This window comes from Streptomyces sp. NPDC087428 (assembly GCF_044744085.1).
GTDB lineage: Bacteria > Actinomycetota > Actinomycetes > Streptomycetales > Streptomycetaceae > Streptomyces.
Genome location: NZ_JBIUXR010000009.1, coordinates 211,836 through 229,944 on the forward strand (window position 1 = coordinate 211,836; position 18,109 = coordinate 229,944).

Here is an 18,109-nt window from a genome sequence, read left to right on the forward strand (position 1 = left end):
CCGACGGAACGGCCCGTGGGGCGCCCCGGGAGATGTGCCGCCGTGTTCAGGAGAGGTGGCGCCCAAGTGGATCGATGCGGAGCCGCCCCGTTCGGGGGTCGACGCCCACCTCGACGCGAATGTCGTAGACCTCGCCGATGTTCTCGGCGGTGAGGACGTCGGCGGGTGCGCCGGCCGCGTACACCCGGCCCGAGCGCATGAGGACGAGTGTGTCCGCGACGCGGGAGGCCTGGTCGAGGTCGTGCAGCACGATCCCGACCGCGATGCCGTGTTCCTCGACGAGATCCCGGACCAGGTCGAGCGTCTCGAACTGGTAACGCAGGTCGAGGTGGTTGGTCGGCTCGTCCAGCAGTACGACGCCGGTGTCCTGGGCCAGGCAGGCCGCGAGCCAGACACGCTGCATCTCCCCGCCGGAGAGTTCTCCGACCTGCCGCCCGGCCATGTCGCGTACTCCGGTGACCCCCAGGGCGTGGTCGACGGCGGTCCGGTCCTCTGTGGTCGGTCCGGCGAAGCCACGCCGGTAGGGATGGCGCCCGAACGCGACGACCTCCGCGACCGTCAGCCCCTGGGGGGCGGGCCTCGACTGGGAGAACAGCGTGACCTCCCGGGCGAACCGACGGGAGCTGAGCAGGGCCGCGTCACGTTCGGGCTCCCCATCGGGGGTGCCGAGCGTCACCCGGCCGCCGTCCAGCCGGTGCAGTCGGGAGAGCGCGCGCAGCAGCGTGGACTTCCCACTGCCGTTCGGCCCCACCAGGGCGGTCGCACGGCCCGGTTCCAGGGCGACAGAGACACCGTGGACGACGGGCTTGCCGCTGTAGTGCAGCACCAGGTCGTGACCGATGAGCGCGGCCACCGGGGCGGCGGCAGGGGCGGCCGTGGGTTCTCCGGCAGACCGGAAAGGGCGTGTGAACATGAAGATGTCCGGACGATCGGAGGGACGGGGGCCGCGGTAACCTCCGTCCGGTTCGACCGGCCAGGGTGCGCGCTCGCCCACGCACGGACAGCGCCGTGCGCGGCGAGCAACAACTAAGGGTTACCTAACTCCGTGAAGGTAGCATTCCGCTTGCCGCGTGGACAATCAGGAGTTCTGGTCACGCGATACGGAATTCCGGACATCGTCCGACGGGCCGGCCGCCGCGTCGAAGAACGCGCCCGGCGTGATTCCCGTGACCCGCCGGAAGGCGACGATGAAGGAACTGGGCTGCGCGTAGCCGAGCACCTCGGAGACCGTGGTCACCTCGAAGCCTTCGGCGAGGAGCATCAGGGCCCGGTGCACACGCAGCATCCGGCGCCACTGCGCGAAGGAAAGTCCCGTCGTCTGACGGAAGGCGCGGGTGATCGTGCGGTCGCTGGTCCCCAGCCGCTCTGCCCAGTCCTCCAGCGAGCGTGCGTCGGAGGGGTCGTCCAGCAAGGCTTCGGCGATGGCGTCGATCCGCGGATCGCCCGGCAACTGCAACGCGAACTGACGCTCCGAGGGCCGGATCACGTCGAAGACGACCGATTCCGCCCGCGCCCTGGCCTCCGCGTCGAGGTCGGCACAGGACAGATGGGTCAGCAGCGACTCCAGCAACGGCGTCATCGCGATCGCCATGGGGTCCGCGAAAGCGAACGGTGTGCGATCGGGGGCGAAGAAGGCGTCGAAGAACTCCGCACCCGCCGTCGCCCGGCCCCCGTGGACCATTCCCGCGGGCATCCAGAGCCCGTGCCCCTCGACCACGGTCAGAACGCGGTCCCCCACGCGGGACGTCAGCGTTCCCCCGCGCACCCAGACGAGTTCGTGCAGGGGATGCGAGTGCGGCGACCACTCCGTGGGGCCCGGAACGATCCGGGACCCGGCCAGGATGGCACCCGCCGCCTGCTCCGGGAGCGGCTCGGCCGGCCGCACCACAGTGCCCGCCTCGCGCCGCCACATCCCGGGGGTCACCGCACCACGGGACACTCGAACCATGACGAGGAGTCTATCGCTGCGGGCCCCCACGGGATCCGGGGCCATGGCCCACGTGGCGGGACACACACCCCGGGTGTCCGCCGAAGCGGAACGGTCTCCGGGGCCGGCCGGCTCCGGTCCGTGACCACTGAAGACGCGCGGCCGGACCCGCTCAGCGCCGTACGCGCGGCATTCCGAGGCCGATCCACGAGATGATCTCCCGCTGGATCTCGTTGTTCCCGCCGCCGAACGTGAAGATGACGGCGGACCGGTATCCGCGTTCGAGTTCACCGTGCAGGACCGCGCCGGCCGAGCCCTCCTTGAGCGGTCCGGCCGAGCCGACGACCTCCATCAGCCAGGCGTAGGCGTCGCGGCGCGCCTCGGAGCCGTACACCTTGACGGCGGAGGCGTCCTGCGGGGTGAGGGTGTTGTGCTGGACGGCCGACACCATCTGCCAGTTGAGGAGTTTCATGGCGTCGAGCCGGGTGTGGGTGCGGGCGAGGCGGGCGCGGACCCAGCCGAGGTCGATGACGCGGTGGCCGTCGGCGAGCGTGGTGCCGGCGGCCCAGCGGCGGACGTTGTGCAGGGCGCGAATGGCCATGGTGCCGTGGGCGGCGAGGGTGACGCGTTCGTGGTTGAGCTGGTTGGTGATGAGCCGCCAGCCCTTGTTCTCCTCGCCGACCCGCCGGGAGACGGGCACGCGGATGTCCTCGTAGTAGCTGGCGGTGGTGTCGTGCGAGGCGAGGGTGTTGATCAGGGTGCAGGAGTAGCCGGGGTCGGAGGTCGGGACCAGGAGCATGGTGATGCCCTTGTGCGGCGGGGCGTCCGGGTCGGTGCGGGCGGCGAGCCAGACCCAGTCGGCGGTGTCGCCGTTGGTCGTCCAGATCTTCTGGCCGTTGACGACGTAGGTGTCGCCGTCGCGCACCGCCCGGGTCTTCAGGGCGGCGAGGTCGGTGCCCGCGTCGGGCTCGCTGTAGCCGATCGCGAAGTCGATCTCCCCGGCGAGGACCTTGGGCAGGAAGTAGGCCTTCTGTTCGTCGGTGCCGAACTGCATGATCGTCGGGCCGACGGTGTTGAGGGCCATCAGCGGCAGCGGTACGCCGGCCTGCGCGGCCTCGTCGAAGAAGATGAACTGCTCCATCGGCGACAGGCCGCGTCCGCCGTACTCCGTGGGCCAGCCGACGCCGAGCCAGCCGTCGCCGCCCAGACGCCGGACGGTCTCCCGGTAGAAGCGCTTCTGTGCCGCGGGGTCGGCGTAGCGCGCGTAGGCGTTGTCGGGGACCAGGGCGGCGAAGTAGGTGCGCAGTTCGGCGCGCAACTGCTGCTGCTCAGGCGTGTATTCGAGGTGCACGGCCCCTCCAGGAGTCTCGCGGTCGCGTCGCCCGTGTGCGGCGGCGCACACAGTAGAACGTGTTGCAAGAATCCGGAAGGGGCACGGAGCTCCGGTGGCCGGGGTCAGCGTTTGACGGCGCGCAGCACCACGAACTTGGGGTCGCCCGCCACCGTGGTGCAGTTGCCGAACGTCCGGCGCAGCTGGGTGTGGTAGCTGAGATGCCGGTTGCCGACGACCCACAGCTCACCGCCCTGGCGCAGTGCGGCACGCGCGGCGTGGAACATGTTCCGGGCGGTCGCGTCGGTGGTGGCCTGGTGCGAGTGGAACGGCGGATTATTGAGGACCAGGTCGACGCTCGCCGGCGCAGTGCCGGCCATGCCGTCGCCGACCACGAAGCGGGCCTGGGCACCGGCGTCGGCATTGGCGCGGAAGGTCGCCTCCGCCGAGGCGACCGCCTGGTACGACTCGTCGATGAAGGTGACCTCGGCCTCGGGGTTGGCGAGCGCGGCCGACAGCCCGAGGACCCCGTTCCCGCAGCCGAGGTCGACGACCCGCTCGGGGCCACTGCGCACCGGCAGGTGCTTCAGGAAGAAGCGGGTGCCGATGTCGAGCCGCTCCGCGCAGAAGATCCCGGCGTGGTTGGTGACGGTCCGCCCCGCGACGGCCCCGACGTCGTCGGGGAGCTCGTAGCGGTGGGGCCAGGGGCTGGGCGTGCGGACCGGGGCCTGGTCCGGTGTGCAGTGGATGAGCCGGGCCTTCTTGACCGCGAGCGAGGTGCGGGTCGGACCGAGGATCCGCTCGAACAGCTTGAGGGTGGAGGTGTGGATCTCCTTCACCATCCCGGTGCCGATGACGACGGTGCCGGGGTGGACGGCGGGCGCGAGCCGGTACAGCTGGTCCTCAAGGAGCGCGAGGCTCTTGGGCACCCGTACGAGCAGGACGTCGACCCGCTCCGGCGGGGTGTCGCGCACGGAGAGCAGGCGCACGGCGTCCGCGTCGGCGCCGTTGCGTTCCAGATTCGCCGCCGTCGCCCGCTGCGCGAGGTAGGAGTCGGTGATCTGTACAGGGCGGTGGCCGGCCAGCACCGTGCTCAGCGCACCCCAGCGGTCGCCGACCACGACGACACTGCCGGACAGGTCGACCGGTTTCGCTCCGTCGACCCCCTCCAGGTGCCGCAGCAGGTATTCGTCGGCCGCGTCCCAGGCACGGAACGGGTCGCGGGGGTCCTCGGGGAATCGGGCGAGGTCGTAACCGGCCCCTGACGTCGTCAAACGGTTCATTGTGCGTTCAGGCTAACCGAGCAGCGGGAGACACCCGAACACTTCCGGCCGCGGTGACGGCGAGGAGCGGCCGCGCTCCCCCTCGCGCGGCGCCCGACGGCCGCTACGGCAGCTGCTTGTCGATGGCCGCCCGGCCCTCCCTGGCCAGCCTGCGCCGCGCCCACTCAAGGGTCTGCGGCGTCAGGTCCCGCCCGGAGGCGAGCACCAGGTCCTCGGGCGACGGATCGTCGCTCGCGCCGGTGTGCAAGAGGCTGTCGGGGGTCACTCCCCACGATGCGGATACGGTTTCGTCGCTCATGCCGCCTCCTCGTCCTTGCGCCAATTCTCGCCCCGCGACGACGAGCGCGCATCCGATGCCCGGCAGCGGCGTCCGCCCGGCCCCGGACCGGCCCTTACTTGACCTGCACATGATAGGTACGCAGCGTTCACACACCGGTCACGGTGCGTGTGGAAGGCTCCCGCTGACCACTTGTCACACGACCACCGCGGAACCGCCCCCCACCCTGTGCCGGCGCCGCGGTGCCCGTATTTCCGGAGAGGACACCCCACATGTCCCGTCGTCACCTTCCCTGCCGGCGCCCGTTGCTGGCCACTCTCGCCGCCTTCGCGGTGCTCACCGGCACCGCGGCCGCCGCACCGGCCGACACACCGCGGGCCCCGGCGGCCGCCGCCACCCCGCTCGGTGCGCTGGACGACACGTACTACCAGGACGCACTCGGCAAGACCGGCACCGCGCTCAAGGGCGCTCTGCACACGATCATCAGTGACCAGTCCACCCTCACCTACAGCCAGGTCTGGGACGCGCTCAAGGACACGGACGAGGACCCGGCGAACTCCTCGAACGTGATCCTTCTCTACTCCGGCCTCTCCGAGCCCAAGAGCGACAACGGCGGCGGCAGCGGCCAGTGGAACCGGGAGCACGTCTGGGCCAAGTCCCACGGCGACTTCGGTACGGCCACCGGACCGGGCACCGACATCCACCACCTTCGCCCGGAGGACGTGTCGGTGAACTCCGTCCGCGGCAACAAGGACTTCGACGACGGCGGCAGCGAGGTCAGCGGGGCGCCCGGCAACTACACCGACAGCGACTCCTTCGAACCGCGTGACGCCGTCAAGGGCGACGTCGCCCGCATGATCCTGTACATGGCGGTGCGGTACGAGGGCGACGACTCCTTCGCCGATCTCGAACCCAACGACAAGGTGTCCAACGGCTCCGCCCCCAACATCGGCCGGCTCTCCGTGCTGAAGACGTGGAGCCAGGAGGACCCGCCGGACACCTTCGAGAAGCGGCGCAACGACGTCATATTCGACCAGTACCAACACAACCGGAATCCGTTCGTCGACCACCCCGAATGGGTCGACGCCATCTGGTAGACGGGCCGGGCACGGGCCGGTGCGACCTTCCGGCCCGTGCGGCGCGCCTCAGCCGCTCCGCCCCGTCGCGCACCAGTCCACGGCGTCGTCGCGGGAGGCGAAGTTCCGGGGAGCGCCGGCGGCGGCGTCCCGCTCCGCGAGGCGGCCCGCCGGGTCGGCCACGGCGGCGCGCCGGCCGCCGCTGGTGAGCCGGGCCAGCCCTCGGTTCAGCATCGCCCGCGCCGCCCTGTCGATGTCCGTCACCCGGTCCAGGTCCAGCACCACGGCGACCGTCTCCCGCACGCCCGCCTCGTCCAGGGCGTACAGCACCCGCTCGGCCGCGGTGAAGTCCAGGGCGCCCTGGGCCGCCACCACCGCCACCCGCTCACGGCGGGCGCGTTCCCGCTCCCCGGTCGGCGCTGAGGGCAGATCGTCGGCCGTGGTGACCAGGGTGACGGTGGAACCCGCCAGGGCCGGGTTGTGCATGAGGTGCAGCCCGAACCGTTCCGACAGGGCGCCCAGCGCGAGGTGCCCCCGCACGGAGCTCCCCGCCGGGTCGAGGAGCGGACTGTACGTCGCCAGCCCGAATCGGGCGGGTCCGGCGGCGATCAGTCCGCCGGACACCCCGCTCTTGGCCGGCAGCCCCACCCGGAGCAGCCAGTCGCCCGAGGCGTCGTACATCCCGCAGGTCGCCATCACGGCGAGGACGTGGGCGGCGACGGGTTCCGGCACCACCGCGTCCCCGGTGACCGGGTTGACCCCTCCGTTGGCCAGGGTCGCCGCCATCGCGGCGAGGTCCAGCGCCGTGACCCGTACCGAGCACTGGCGGAAGTACGTCTCCACGGCCGTCACCGGGTCCACGGGCAGCGGCCCCGCGCTGCGGATCAGGTACGCCAGGGCGCGGTTGCGGTCGCCGGTGACCGCCTCGGAGGCGTACACCTGCTCGTCGACGTCCAGCCGCCGGCCGGCGAAGCGGCTCAGGAAGTCGAGGATCCGGTCGAACCTCGGGGCGTCCCGGGTGTCGGGGACCAGGGCGGTGGTGACGATGGCGCCGGCGTTGACCATGGCGTTGGCGGGACGCCCGGTGCCCGGCTCCAGACTGATGGCGTTGAACGCCTCGCCACTGGGCTCGGCGCCGACCCAGCGGCCCACCTCGTCGAGCCCGAGGACGGACAGGGAAAGGGCGTAGACGAACGGTTTCGACACCGACTGGACGGTGAACGGCACCTCGGCGTCACCGGTGCTGTAGCGGTGGCCGTCCATGCTGACCAGGGCCAGCCCGAACGCGTCGGGGTCGGCCAGGGCCAGTTGCGGGATGTAGTCCGCGAGCCGCCCGTCGCGCCGGCCGGCGAACCGGGTGTGCAGTTCGCGCAGGGCGTCCGTGACCGCGTCGGCGGCGTTCAACGACCGGCCGTCAGCCGCGCTCGGCCTGGGCGATCCGCGGGAACGTCTTGACGCCCGCGGCCTTGCGGCTGTTGGCGTGCTGGCTGACCGTGCGGCCGGGCGGGGCGTCGGCGAAGCCGAGGACCACGGAGTCAAGGACCTTCTCCGAGGAGTCGACGAACTCCACCTTGACCGCGTAGAAGGCCGCCTTGCCGGTGGGGTTGGTCACCCGCACCAGGGCGCTGCGGAACTGCTCGGAGGGCTCGACCGCGAGGCCGCTGACGGAGACGTCCTCGACCGCGTTGCCCTTCCCCTTCACGTCCTTGAGCGTGGCGACGGCCTTCTGCCGGTTGCGCTCCGCCTCCGCGGAGACCGAGGCCGCGAACTCCTGCTGGGTGCGCCCGCTCTCCGAGGCCTTCGGGGACGCGTCCGGTTCCGCGGACACCGTACGGGTACTGCTGGCCGTGCCCTGCGAGGAGGTGTCGGAGCTGTCGCAGGCGGCGGTACCGGCGACGGTCACCGCGGCCAGGACAGCGAGGGTCAGGCTGCGGGACGCACGGCCGCCGATGGCGCGCCGCACGGGGCTGGTCTGGTTCACGGACGCTCCGTCTGCTCGGAAGTACGAAGGGATCGGGAGTACGAAGGAAAGGGAGGGGAACAGCGCCGGAGTCCCCGTTTCCGCACGGTGGGCGCGGGCATCGCGCATGCCTCCTGGAGCCGGGAGCACCAACTCGCCCATATTAGGTTCAAAAGGTATGAATTGACTCGTCGAATCACCCGCTTCGCGCGGCAGTACGCCAAGTCCCCGGGAGGGAACATATGGACACGGATGCCCTGACCGCCGGCCTCTTGCAGGAGCTCCGGGCGGCCAAGCCCTATCCCGCCCTGTCCCTGACCATGCCGACCCACCGTCGCGCACCCGACAACGCGCAGGACGCCGTCCGGCTGCGCAATCTCGTCGCCGCGGCGGGCAACCGGCTCGATGCCGACCCCCGGGTCGACCGCGAGACCCGGGCCGCCGTCAAGCAGCAGCTCGACCGGGCGGTCGACGAGATCGATCCGCGCCGGGCCCTCGACTCCCTGGTCGTCCTCGCGACGGCGGACGCGCACCAGATCTGGCAGCTCCCCCGCACCGCGCCCGAACGAGTGGTGCTCAGCGACAGCTACCTCACCCGCAACCTGGTCGCCGCGAAGGCCCAGGCCCGGCCGTTCTGGGCGCTCACCGTCTCCGCCGACCACGCGTCGCTGTTCAGCGGCACCGCGGACACCGCGCACGAGGAGCACATCGGCGGCTTCCCGCTGACGGCGCCGCACGAGGCGCCCAACCCGCAGCGCGAGGAGCGGATCGGCGACACCCCGAGCACCTTCACCGACGAGGAGACCCGTCAGTTCCTGCGCACGGTGGACGAGAAGCTGCGCGCGGTCCTGGCCACGGATCCGCGGCCGCTGTACCTGGTCGGCCTCGCCCCCGCACTGGCACTGCTGGACGAGGTCGGCGAGAGCGCGGACCTCGCCGTCGGGCGGGTCACCAAGGGCGCGCCCGCCGACACGACGCCCAGCGATCTGCTCACCGAGCTGCGGCCCGCGCTGGAGGCCCGCCAGAAGCGGTTCGCCGCCGAGATCGAGGGCAAGCTGGACGAGGCGCGCGGCCGTCACGCCTTCGCCGGGGGTCTCGACGAGGTGTGGGCCGCCGTGCGGGAGGCGCGCGCCGGTCTGGTGGCGGTGGAGGAGCATTACCAGCAGACGGTCCGGGTCACCCAGGAGCACCTGGAGCCGGTGAGCGGGGACGCCGCGGACCCGGCGGACGAGACGGTCCGCGAGGACATCGTCGACGAGCTGGTCGAGGCGGCGCTGGACAGCGGCGCCGACGTGGTGTTCGTCGCGGACGACTCGCTCAAGGAGCACGGGCGGATCGCCGCGGCGCTGCGCTACTGACGGCCCGCACCCGGAGTCCGGGGCGGACGGAGCCCCGTGAGAGGAGAGCACACCATGCCACGCGGATCGAGTCCCAAGCGGGAACGGCAGTACGAGCACATCAAGGAGTCCGCCCAGGAGCGCGGGGTCGGTGAGGACCGGGCCGAGGAGATCGCGGCCCGCACCGTCAACAAGGAGCGCGCCCGCTCCGGCGAGTCGAGGACCGCGAGCCGTACGTCGACCGAGGACATCTCGTCCTCCCGGCGCGGCGGCCTGCGGTCGCACAGCGGCGCGCAGGGCCCCACCCGCGACCAGCTCTACGAAGAGGCGAAGCACAAGAACGTCAAGGGGCGTTCGTCGATGACGAAGGCCCAGCTGGCCCGAGCGGTCGGCCGCTGACCCAGGCACGGGGCAGGGCCCGGACGGCCGTCCGGGCCCTGCCCCGTGCGGTGCGGCCTCAGCCCTCCCAGGTCCAGTCGGCGACCTCGGGCAGGTCCGTGCCGTGCTCGCGGATCCAGGCGTGGTGGCGGGTGCGGGTGTCGGACATCGCCTGACGTACCGCCACGGCACGGACGCCGAGGCCCGGAACCCGGTCGATGACGTCCATGACCAGCCGGTAGCGGTCGAGGTCGTTGCGGACCACCATGTCGAAGGGCGTGGTGGTCGTGCCCTCCTCCTTGTAGCCCCGCACGTGCAGCTGGGCGTGACCGGTGCGGCGGTAGGCCAGCCGGTGGATCAGCCAGGGATAGCCGTGGTACGCGAAGATAACCGGCTTGTCGCGGGTGAAGAGGGCGTCGTACTCGGAGTCCGGCATCCCGTGCGGATGCTCGCCGTGCGGCATCAGCCGGGCCATGTCGACGACGTTCACCACCCGCACCGCCAGCTCGGGCAGGTGGCGCCGGAGCAGACCGGCCGCGGCCAGGATCTCCAGGGTGGGTACGTCCCCGGCGCAGGCGAGCACCACATCGGGTTCGCGGCTGCCGTCCTCGGTGCCCGCCCACTCCCACACCCCGGCGCCCCGCGCGCAGTGCGCACGGGCCTGGTCGAGGGTGAGCCAGTCGAAGCTCGGCTGCTTGCCGGCCACGATCACGTTGACGTAGTCGCGGCTGCGCAGCGCGTGGTCGGCCACGGACAGCAGGGTGTTCGTGTCCGGCGGCAGGTAGACGCGGACGACCTCGGGGCTCTTGTTGAGGATGTGGTCGACGAAGCCCGGGTCCTGGTGCGAGAAGCCGTTGTGGTCCTGGCGCCAGACGTGCGAGGTCAGGAGGTAGTTGAGCGAGGCGATGGGACGGCGCCAGGGCAGCCGGCGCGAGGTCCGCAGCCACTTGATGTGCTGGTTGACCATCGAGTCGACGATGTGCGCGAACGCCTCGTAGCAGGAGAAGAGTCCGTGCCTGCCGGTGAGCAGATAGCCCTCCAGCCAGCCCTGGCACAGGTGCTCGGAGAGGACCTCCATGACGCGGCCGTCGCGGGCGAGGTGCTCGTCGGTGGGCAGTGTCCCGGCCTGCCACGCCTTTCCGGTGGCCCCGTAGAGCGCGTCGAGCCGGTTCGAGGCCGTCTCGTCGGGGCCGACGACCCGGAAGTCCCTGCGGTCCGCGGTGGCCGCCATGACGGCCTCCAGCAGTCCGCCCAGGACCCGGGTCGGTTCGTGCAGGACGGTGCCCGGCCGGTCCACCCGGACCCCGTGCCCGTCGAGCGGCGGAACGGGCAGATCGCGCAGGAGGAGCCCGCCGTTGGCGTACGGCGAGGAACCGAGCCGATCCGTACCCCCGGGGACACAGGCCAGGACCTGGGCCGAGGGCCGCCCTTGGGCGTCGAAGAGCTCCTCGGGCCGGTAGGAGCGCAGCCACTCCTCCAGCTGACGCAGGTGGGCCGGGTTGTCGCGGACCCCGGGCAGCGGCACCTGGTGAGCGCGCCAGGTGCCCTCCACGGGCACCCCGTCGACCTCGGCGGGGCCGGTCCACCCCTTCGGGGTGCGCAGCACGATCATGGGCCAGCGCGGGCGTGCGGTGTCGCGTCCGCTGCGGGCGGCCGTCTGGAGCTCCCCGATGCGGTCGACGGCCCGGTCCATGGCGGCGGCCATCGCCCGGTGCACGGCGAGGGGGTCGTCGCCCTCCACGTACAGGGGTTCGTGTCCGTAGCCGCGCAGCAGGGCGTCGAGCTCGTCCTCGGGGAGGCGCGCGAGCACCGTCGGGTTGGCGATCTTGTAGCCGTTGAGGTGGAGGACCGGCAGGACGGCTCCGTCGTGGACCGGGTCGAGGAACTTGTTGGCGTGCCAGGAGCCGGCGAGCGGTCCGGTCTCCGCCTCCCCGTCGCCGATGACGCAGGTGACGAGCAGATCCGGGTGGTCGAGGGCGGCGCCGTAGGCGTGGGCGAGGGAGTAGCCGAGTTCGCCGCCCTCGTGGATGGAGCCGGGGGTCTCGGGCGCGACGTGGCTGGGTACGCCGCCGGGGAAGGAGAACTGCTTGAACAGCGCACCCATGCCCGCCGCGTCCCTGCTGATGTCGGGGTACGTCTCCGAGTAGCTGCCCTCGAGCCAGGAGTTGGCGAGCACCGCCGGACCGCCGTGTCCGGGGCCCCAGACGCACAGCGCGGAGATACCGCGTGCGGCGATGACGCGGTTGAGGTGCGTGTAGACGAGGTTGAGGCCCGGGGAGGTGCCCCAGTGGCCGAGCAGCCTGGGCTTGATGTGCTCGGGGGCGAGCGGCTGGGTCAGCAGCGGGTTGGCCATCAGGTAGATCTGGCCGACGGCCAGGTAGTTGGCCGCCCGCCAGTGTGCGTCGAGCGCGGAGATCTCTTCGTCGGACGGACCTGCCGTCGGCATGGTCGGTGGGGCGTCGCTCATGGTCACCTCTCAGCGGGCGGAACAGTGCCGGTGGCGCGGGACGCGGTCACTGCGGTTCGGTCCCGTACCAGACGGTCGTGGCGTTGCAGAACTCGCGGATGCCGTGTCCGGCGAGCTCACGCCCGTATCCGGAGCGCTTCACCCCGCCGAACGGCAGCGCGGGGTGCGAGGCCGTCATCCCGTTGAAGAAGACCCCGCCCGCCTCCAGGTCGCGGACGCAGCGCCGGCTCTCCTCGGCGTCGCGGGTCCATACGTTGGAGCTGAGCCCGAAGGGGGTGTCGTTGGCGAGTTCCACCGCCTCGTCGAGGCTGTTCACCCGGTAGAGCGAGGCGACGGGGCCGAAGGTCTCCTCGTGGTGGATCCGCATCGCGGGCGTGATGCCGGTGAGGACGGTCGGGGCGTAGAACCAGCCGTGCTCCAGACCACCGCCCAGCCCCTCGGGCCGGCCGCCGCCGCAGAGCGCGCCCGCGCCCTGCCGTACGGCGTCGTCGACGAGTTCCTCCAGGTCGGTGCGGCCCTGCTCGCTGGCGAGCGGGCCGACATCGGTGGACTCCTCCAGCGGGTCGCCCACGGTCAGGTCGCGCATCCCCACCGTGAAGCGCTCGGCGAACTCCTCGTAGACCTCGGTGTGCACGATGAACCGCTTGGCCGCGATGCAGGACTGTCCGTTGTTCTGGACCCGGGCGGTGACGGCGACGCGGGCGGCCCTGGCGACGTCGGCCGAGGGCAGGACGAGATACGGGTCGCTGCCGCCCAGTTCCAGGACGGTCCGCTTCACCTCGTCGCCCGCGACGGCCGCGACCGCGCGGCCGGCCGGTTCGCTGCCGGTCAGGGTGGCCGCGGCCACCCTGCGGTCACGCAGGATCGCCTCGATCGCTCCGGAGCCCACCAGCAGGGTCTGGAAGCAGCCTTCCGGGAATCCGGCCCTGCGGAACAGATCACCCAGGTAGAGCGCGGTCTGCGGCACGTTCGACGCGTGTTTCAGCAGCCCTGTGTTGCCCGCCATCAGGGCGGGGGCGGCGAACCGTACGACCTGCCAGAGCGGGAAGTTCCACGGCATCACGGCGAGCACGGTGCCCAGCGGGCGGTAGTGGACGTAGGCGCGGGAGGCGCCGGAGTCCTCGACGTCGACGGGCGCGGGGTGCTCGTCGGCGAGGAGTCCCTCGGCGTGGGAGGCGTACCAGCGCATGGCCTTCGCGCATTTCGCGGCCTCCGCGCGGGCCGCCCCGACCGGCTTGCCCATCTCCAGGGTCATGGTGCGGGCGATGTCCTGCTGGTCCTCGTCGAGGAGGTCCGCGGCCCGGTTCATCAGACGGGACCGTTCGCCGAAACCGGTGGTGCGGTACGCCCGGAAGGCGGTGTCCGCCACGGCGAGCCGCCGCTCGATCTCGTCCGCTCCCAGGGCGTCGAACGTCCTGAGCGTCTCGCCGTTCGCGGGGTTGACCGTCGCGATGGGCATGACTGTGGCCTCCTTGCCTCGGTACTCCGACCGTGCCGCGCCGCGCGCGGTGGCGCAACGCGGGCCCCGGCACACACATACCCGGCCGGCGCGGACCATGCGTGCGGGACGCGGGCGATCCACACCGGCCGGGAGAGGGCTGCGGGGCGGCAGCCGGACGGGCTGTACCGGCGCCGCTCCGTACCGTGCGTCTCAGACGAGGGCCGGGGCCTGGGCGGGGGCGTCGGCCTGGGCGGGTTCGGCCATGGGGAAGTCCGCGACCAGGGCGGGCGTACGGCGGAACTCGCGGACTCCGGGCAGCGGCGGGAGCGGCACCAGCGCGATGTGCTGCGGCTCCTGCGCGTACCGGGTGAACCAGACGACCTTGCCCTCGGCGGTCCGGCAGGTGCCCCAGCTGTCGCTGAGGGCCATCACCCTGCTGAGGCCGCCGCCCTCGTGGAGCAGCCGCGGCATCTCGGCACCGTTGTCGGAGACGGAGACCGTGAGGTGCCGTCCTGACCAGCGGAGTTCGAGGACACAGGTGTTGTCGTCACCGACGTGCCGCTGGACGTTGGTCAGCAGCTCCTCCACAGCACGGCACACGGGCCGGATGTGAAGTTCGAGACTCCAGTGGCGCAGATGCGCGGCGATGATCCGCCGCAGCTGGGACACACGCTCTGCCGAAACCTGGAGTTCGACCAGATAGTGCCGGTCGAGTGGAACGGTCATCGTCGAGGCTCCTCACATCGAGGCCCACATGCTTCGCCCCGTTGAACGAACGACCCCCGAATGCAAAGAGTGAGCAGATGTCACTTCTGGGTCACTCCATAGAGTGACCCGGTAGAGCCGGTTGCGCAACACATCCGGCCCCGCACCCCCGGTGACCGGCGCGTTTGCCGCCGGCGGGGAAACCTGGCAGCGCCTCTCAGGGCAGGTGCGGCAGCAGCCGGTCCGGCGTGAGCGGCAGGGTGCGCAGCCGGGCACCGGTGGCGTGCCGGACGGCGTTGCCGATCGCCGCCGCCGCGCCGACGATGCCGATCTCACCGATGCCCTTGCTGCCCATCGGGTTGAGGTGGGGGTCCTCCTCGTCGATCCAGTGCGCCTCGATGCCGACCGCGTCCGCGCAGGACGGCACGTGGTAGGAGGCGAGGTCGCTTTCGGTGAAGTCCCCGAAGACGGGGTCCATGGTGCTGCCCTCGGTCAGTGCCATGCCGAGCCCCATGGTCATGCCGCCGACGAACTGGGAGCGCGCGGTACGGGAGTTGAGGATGCGTCCGGCGGCGAAGACTCCCAGCATCCGGCGCACCCGGACCTCGCCGGTGCGGCTGTCGACGGCGACCTCGGCGAATTGCGCACCGAAGGCGTGCCGGGCGTACGGGGACTCGGCGGCGGTCTCGCTCCCGGTGTCGGCGGTGGCCGTCACACCGCCGTCGGGCAGCGGTCCGGTGCGCTCGCCGAGCTGTCGCACGAGTTCGGTCGCCGCCTTGTGCACCGACCAGCCCCAGGAGGCCGTGCCGGAGGAGCCGCCGGCCAGCGGGGCGTCCGGGAGTTCGCTGTTGCCGATGTCGACCGTCACGTTCTCCACCGGGGTCGCCAGCACGCTCGCGGCGATCTGGGCGAGGACGGTGCGGGCGCCGGTACCGATGTCGGTGGCGTTGACGGCGATGCGGTAGGAGCCGTCGGCGGCGGCGTGGGCCGAGGCGTGGGAAGCGCTGATGTAGACGGGGTACGTGGCGGAGGCGACGCCCGTACCGAGCAGCAGCGCCCCTTCCCGGCGGATCGCGGGGCGGGGGTCGCGGTCGTGCCAGCCGAAGCGGGCGGCGCCCTCGCGCAGGCAGGCGGCCAGGCCGCGGCTGCTGAAGGGCTTCCCTGAGTCGGGTTCGTCGGACGGGTCGTTGCGCAGGCGCAGTTCGACGGGGTCGATGCCGAGCTCCGAGGCGAGTTCGTCGAGGGCCGATTCGAGCGCGTACATGCCGGGGGCCTCGCCCGGGGCGCGCATCCACGACGGGCTCGGGACGTCGAGGGCGGTGACCCGGTGGACGGTTCGGCTGTGCGCGGAGCCGTACATCACCCGGGCCGGTACGGCGGCCTGCTCCACGAACTCCTTGACGGTGGAGGTGTGGGTGACGACCTCGTGGGCGACCGAGGTGAGGGTTCCGTCGGCCTCCGCGCCGAGCCGGACACGCTGGACGGTGGGCGCGCGGTGACCGACGACGGCGGCCATGTGGCGCCGGGGCATGGCGAGTTCGACGGGGTGGCCGGTGTGGAGCGCGGCCATGGCGGCGAGCACGGCCTGCGGGCGCGGAGTGCCCTTGCTGCCGAAGCCGCCGCCCACGTGCTCCGAGACGACGGTGACCTGGTCCGGCCGCAGCCCGAACACGGTGGCGAGACTGTCGCGCACCGTGGTGGCGCCCTGGCCGGAGTCGTACAGAGTGAGATGTCCGTCCGGCGACCAGTGGGCGGTCGAGGCGTGCGGCTCCATGGGGTGGTTGTGCAGGGCGCCGAGCGTGTACGTGGCGTCGATCCGTACGGGCGCGGCGGCGAACGCCCGGTCGAAGTCGCCGCGTTCGCGTACGGCCGGATAGCCGCCGTTGGCGGTCTGCGGGGTGCGGAGACCGGGGTGGTCCTCGGTCAGGAGGACGTCGTGCGGGGCGGTCTCGTAGGTGATGTGCAGCGCCGCGGCACCCGCCCGCGCGCCTTCGAGGGTGTCGGCCACGACGAGGGCGATCTGCCAGCCGCGGTGCGGCACCCGGTCGTCCTGGAGGACGGCGAGGATCGGGTCGTCCGGTTCCTCGGTCCGCGGCGCGTTCTCGTGGGTGAGGACGGCGCGGACGCCGGGGAGTGCCCGTGCGTCGTCGGTGCGGATCGCGGTGACCCGGCCGCGCGCGACGGTGGCGGGCACGGGCCAGGCGTACAGGCAGCCGGGCAGGTTCCGTTCGGCGGAGTACCGCGCGGCGCCGGTCACCTTGTCCCGCCCCTCGCGGCGGACGACGGGAGCGCCCAGGGGCTGGGGGGTGTGGCTCATGGTGGGAGTCCTCGGCTCTTCAGGGGCGGGCGGCGAGTCCGGCCAGGGCGTCGACGGCCAGTCGGCGGGCCAGGGTGACCTTGAACGCGTTGTCGCGCAGGGGGCGGGCCGCGGCGAGTTCGGCGTCGACCGCCGTCTCGTACGTCTCGTCGGTGGCGGGTGCGCCGCGGAGGATCTCCTCGGCGGCGCGGGCCCGCCAGGGGCGGTGGGCGAGACCGCCGAACGCGAGGGCCGCGTGCTCGATCCGGCCGTCGCGGACGTGCAGGACTGCGGCGACGGAGGCCAGCGCGAAGGCGAACGAGGCGCGGTCGCGGGCTTTGCGGTAGCGGGAGGCCGTGCCGTCGGGGAGCTGCGGCAGGAGTACGTCGGTGATGAGTTCGTCCGGCCGGAGCACGGTGTCGGTGTCCGGGCTGTCTCCGGGAAGCCGGTGGAAGTCGGTGAGGGGCACGGCGCGTTCGCCGTCGGGGCCGTGCAGCAGGACCGTGGCGTCGAGGGCGGCCAGGGCGACCGCCATGTCCGAGGGGTGGGTGGCGACGCATTCCGCGGAGTGGCCGAGGACGGCGAGATCGCGGTGGGCGCCCTCGCGGGCCGGGCAGCCGCTGCCGGGCCGGCGTTTGTTGCAGGGTTTGGACGTGTCCTGGAAGTACGGGCAACGGGTGCGCTGGAGGAGGTTGCCGCCCGTGGTCGCGGTGTTGCGCAGTTGCCCGGAGGCACCGGCCAGCAGTGCCTGGGAGAGGGCGGGATAACGGGTGCGTACCGCGTGATGGGCGGCCAGGTCGCTGTTGCGTACCGCCGCGCCGATGCGCAGTCCGCCGTCGGCGGTGTCCGTCACCCGGTCCAGCGGGAGCCGGCTGACGTCGATGAGCAGGCCGGGGCTCTCCACCCCCAGCTTCATCAGGTCGACGAGGTTGGTGCCGCCACCGAGGAACCGGGCTCCTGGGTTGGCCGCGCTCTCCCGGACCGCTTCGGCGACGGATCCGGCGCGCAGATAGCCGAAGGGTTTCACGACGCCACGTCCCCGATCGCCTCGACGATGCGGGGGTACGCGCCGCAGCGGCACAGGTTGCCGCTCATCCGCTCGCGGATCTCGGCGGCGTCCAGGGGTACCGGGGCGGTGACGGGCGCGGTGTGCCCCGTGGCGTGGGAGGGGAAGCCGTCGGCGGCCTCGCCCAGCACTCCGACGGCCGAGCAGATCTGGCCGGGTGTGCAGTAGCCGCACTGGAGCGCGTCACGGTCCACGAAGGCCTCCTGGAGGGGATGCAGCCGGTCGCCGTCGGCCAGGCCCTCGACCGTGGTGATGCGGGCGCCGTCGTACGCGACGGCCAGGAGCAGGCAGCTGTTCGCCCGCCGTCCGTCCACCAGGACGGTGCAGGCACCGCACTGGCCGTGGTCGCAGCCCTTCTTCGCACCGGTGAGGGCCAGGTGCAGGCGCAGCGCGTCCAGGACCGTGGTGCGGTGGTCAAGCGTCAGTGTGCGCTCGGTTCCGTTGACGTTCAGGGTCAGGGTCGAACGGTCGGCGGTCGCCCGTGGGTCTCCCCCGCCGTCCTCCCGCTGGGTGGTGGGGTCCACGTGCCGATGCCTTTCGCTCTGGGTCGCTTCACTCCGGGTCGC

At 72.2% G+C, this 18,109-nt stretch carries 16 protein-coding genes; 3 read left to right on the forward strand and 13 right to left on the reverse strand.

Features of this window, described 5'->3' with window-relative positions:
* Nucleotides 1–46 precede the first annotated feature (46 nt).
* From ACIO3R_RS20595 to ACIO3R_RS20615, 5 genes are all read right to left on the reverse strand, one after another.
* Nucleotides 47–913: an ABC transporter ATP-binding protein gene (locus tag ACIO3R_RS20595; protein ID WP_402107473.1), complete on the reverse strand. Its 867-nt coding sequence runs from the start codon at nucleotides 911–913 to the stop codon at nucleotides 47–49.
* 165 nt (nucleotides 914–1,078) lie between these two features.
* Complete coding sequence (locus tag ACIO3R_RS20600; protein WP_402107475.1) at nucleotides 1,079–1,948, reverse strand: helix-turn-helix domain-containing protein; 870 nt, start codon at nucleotides 1,946–1,948, stop codon at nucleotides 1,079–1,081.
* Between the two features lie 151 nt (nucleotides 1,949–2,099).
* On the reverse strand, nucleotides 2,100–3,278 hold the full coding sequence (locus ACIO3R_RS20605) for an acyl-CoA dehydrogenase family protein (RefSeq protein WP_402107478.1): 1,179 nt from the start codon (nucleotides 3,276–3,278) through the stop codon (nucleotides 2,100–2,102).
* 104 nt (nucleotides 3,279–3,382) lie between these two features.
* Complete coding sequence (locus tag ACIO3R_RS20610; protein ID WP_402107481.1) at nucleotides 3,383–4,540, reverse strand: methyltransferase; 1,158 nt, start codon at nucleotides 4,538–4,540, stop codon at nucleotides 3,383–3,385.
* A 103-nt stretch (nucleotides 4,541–4,643) separates the two neighbouring features.
* On the reverse strand, nucleotides 4,644–4,838 hold the full coding sequence (locus ACIO3R_RS20615) for a hypothetical protein (protein WP_385040494.1): 195 nt from the start codon (nucleotides 4,836–4,838) through the stop codon (nucleotides 4,644–4,646).
* Between the two features lie 251 nt (nucleotides 4,839–5,089).
* Here ACIO3R_RS20615 and ACIO3R_RS20620 point away from each other — a divergent pair, with 251 nt between their 5' ends.
* Nucleotides 5,090–5,914: an endonuclease I family protein gene (locus ACIO3R_RS20620; RefSeq protein WP_385040491.1), complete on the forward strand. Its 825-nt coding sequence runs from the start codon at nucleotides 5,090–5,092 to the stop codon at nucleotides 5,912–5,914.
* Between the two features lie 48 nt (nucleotides 5,915–5,962).
* On the opposite strand, the gene glsA is transcribed toward ACIO3R_RS20620, so the two are convergent.
* Nucleotides 5,963–7,297, reverse strand: coding sequence for a glutaminase A (gene glsA, locus ACIO3R_RS20625; RefSeq protein ID WP_402107484.1), 1,335 nt, complete (start codon nucleotides 7,295–7,297; stop codon nucleotides 5,963–5,965).
* A gap of 10 nt (nucleotides 7,298–7,307) precedes the next feature.
* Nucleotides 7,308–7,874, reverse strand: coding sequence for a hypothetical protein (locus ACIO3R_RS20630; protein WP_402107486.1), 567 nt, complete (start codon nucleotides 7,872–7,874; stop codon nucleotides 7,308–7,310).
* Nucleotides 7,875–8,095: 221 nt separating this feature from the next.
* On the opposite strand from ACIO3R_RS20630, the gene ACIO3R_RS20635 reads away from it, so the two are divergent.
* Entirely contained in the window at nucleotides 8,096–9,211 is a 1,116-nt protein-coding gene (locus ACIO3R_RS20635) for a chemotaxis protein (protein WP_385040483.1), read from the forward strand.
* 54 nt (nucleotides 9,212–9,265) lie between these two features.
* Nucleotides 9,266–9,589, forward strand: coding sequence for a plasmid stabilization protein (locus ACIO3R_RS20640; protein ID WP_207314601.1), 324 nt, complete (start codon nucleotides 9,266–9,268; stop codon nucleotides 9,587–9,589).
* A 58-nt stretch (nucleotides 9,590–9,647) separates the two neighbouring features.
* Here the strand turns inward: ACIO3R_RS20640 and ACIO3R_RS20645 are convergent, their stop codons facing one another.
* The 6 genes from ACIO3R_RS20645 to ACIO3R_RS20670 all read right to left on the reverse strand — a co-directional run bounded on the left by ACIO3R_RS20645 (nucleotide 9,648) and on the right by ACIO3R_RS20670 (nucleotide 18,067).
* Nucleotides 9,648–12,035: a phosphoketolase gene (locus ACIO3R_RS20645; RefSeq protein WP_385030605.1), complete on the reverse strand. Its 2,388-nt coding sequence runs from the start codon at nucleotides 12,033–12,035 to the stop codon at nucleotides 9,648–9,650.
* Between the two features lie 46 nt (nucleotides 12,036–12,081).
* A complete protein-coding gene (locus tag ACIO3R_RS20650) occupies nucleotides 12,082–13,494 on the reverse strand; it encodes an NADP-dependent succinic semialdehyde dehydrogenase (RefSeq protein WP_402107491.1) in 1,413 nt (470 codons plus the stop codon).
* A 192-nt stretch (nucleotides 13,495–13,686) separates the two neighbouring features.
* Nucleotides 13,687–14,202, reverse strand: a complete 516-nt coding sequence (locus ACIO3R_RS20655) for an ATP-binding protein (RefSeq protein ID WP_385030611.1) — start codon at nucleotides 14,200–14,202, stop codon at nucleotides 13,687–13,689.
* A 196-nt stretch (nucleotides 14,203–14,398) separates the two neighbouring features.
* Complete coding sequence (locus ACIO3R_RS20660; protein WP_402107494.1) at nucleotides 14,399–16,498, reverse strand: xanthine dehydrogenase family protein molybdopterin-binding subunit; 2,100 nt, start codon at nucleotides 16,496–16,498, stop codon at nucleotides 14,399–14,401.
* Nucleotides 16,499–16,517: 19 nt separating this feature from the next.
* On the reverse strand, nucleotides 16,518–17,504 hold the full coding sequence (locus ACIO3R_RS20665; protein WP_402107497.1) for an FAD binding domain-containing protein: 987 nt from the start codon (nucleotides 17,502–17,504) through the stop codon (nucleotides 16,518–16,520).
* Entirely contained in the window at nucleotides 17,501–18,067 is a 567-nt protein-coding gene (locus ACIO3R_RS20670) for a 2Fe-2S iron-sulfur cluster-binding protein (protein ID WP_402107500.1), read from the reverse strand. The genes ACIO3R_RS20665 and ACIO3R_RS20670 overlap by 4 nt, the downstream gene beginning before the upstream one ends.
* Between the last annotated feature and the right edge of the window lie 42 nt (nucleotides 18,068–18,109).

What these genes read in the sequence shown, in the direction of transcription:
- ACIO3R_RS20615 (WP_385040494.1), bottom strand. Translation starts at nt 4,838, where the DNA reads ATGAGCGACGAAACCGTATCCGCATCGTGGGGAGTGACCCCCGACAGC.
- ACIO3R_RS20655 (WP_385030611.1), bottom strand. Translation starts at nt 14,202, where the DNA reads ATGACCGTTCCACTCGACCGGCACTATCTGGTCGAACTCCAGGTTTCG.
- ACIO3R_RS20595 (WP_402107473.1), bottom strand. Translation starts at nt 913, where the DNA reads ATGTTCACACGCCCTTTCCGGTCTGCCGGAGAACCCACGGCCGCCCCT.
- ACIO3R_RS20640 (WP_207314601.1), top strand. Translation starts at nt 9,266, where the DNA reads ATGCCACGCGGATCGAGTCCCAAGCGGGAACGGCAGTACGAGCACATC.
- ACIO3R_RS20610 (WP_402107481.1), bottom strand. Translation starts at nt 4,540, where the DNA reads ATGAACCGTTTGACGACGTCAGGGGCCGGTTACGACCTCGCCCGATTC.
- ACIO3R_RS20650 (WP_402107491.1), bottom strand. Translation starts at nt 13,494, where the DNA reads ATGCCCATCGCGACGGTCAACCCCGCGAACGGCGAGACGCTCAGGACG.
- ACIO3R_RS20660 (WP_402107494.1), bottom strand. Translation starts at nt 16,498, where the DNA reads ATGAGCCACACCCCCCAGCCCCTGGGCGCTCCCGTCGTCCGCCGCGAG.
- ACIO3R_RS20645 (WP_385030605.1), bottom strand. Translation starts at nt 12,035, where the DNA reads ATGAGCGACGCCCCACCGACCATGCCGACGGCAGGTCCGTCCGACGAA.
- ACIO3R_RS20635 (WP_385040483.1), top strand. Translation starts at nt 8,096, where the DNA reads ATGGACACGGATGCCCTGACCGCCGGCCTCTTGCAGGAGCTCCGGGCG.
- ACIO3R_RS20600 (WP_402107475.1), bottom strand. Translation starts at nt 1,948, where the DNA reads ATGGTTCGAGTGTCCCGTGGTGCGGTGACCCCCGGGATGTGGCGGCGC.
- ACIO3R_RS20620 (WP_385040491.1), top strand. Translation starts at nt 5,090, where the DNA reads ATGTCCCGTCGTCACCTTCCCTGCCGGCGCCCGTTGCTGGCCACTCTC.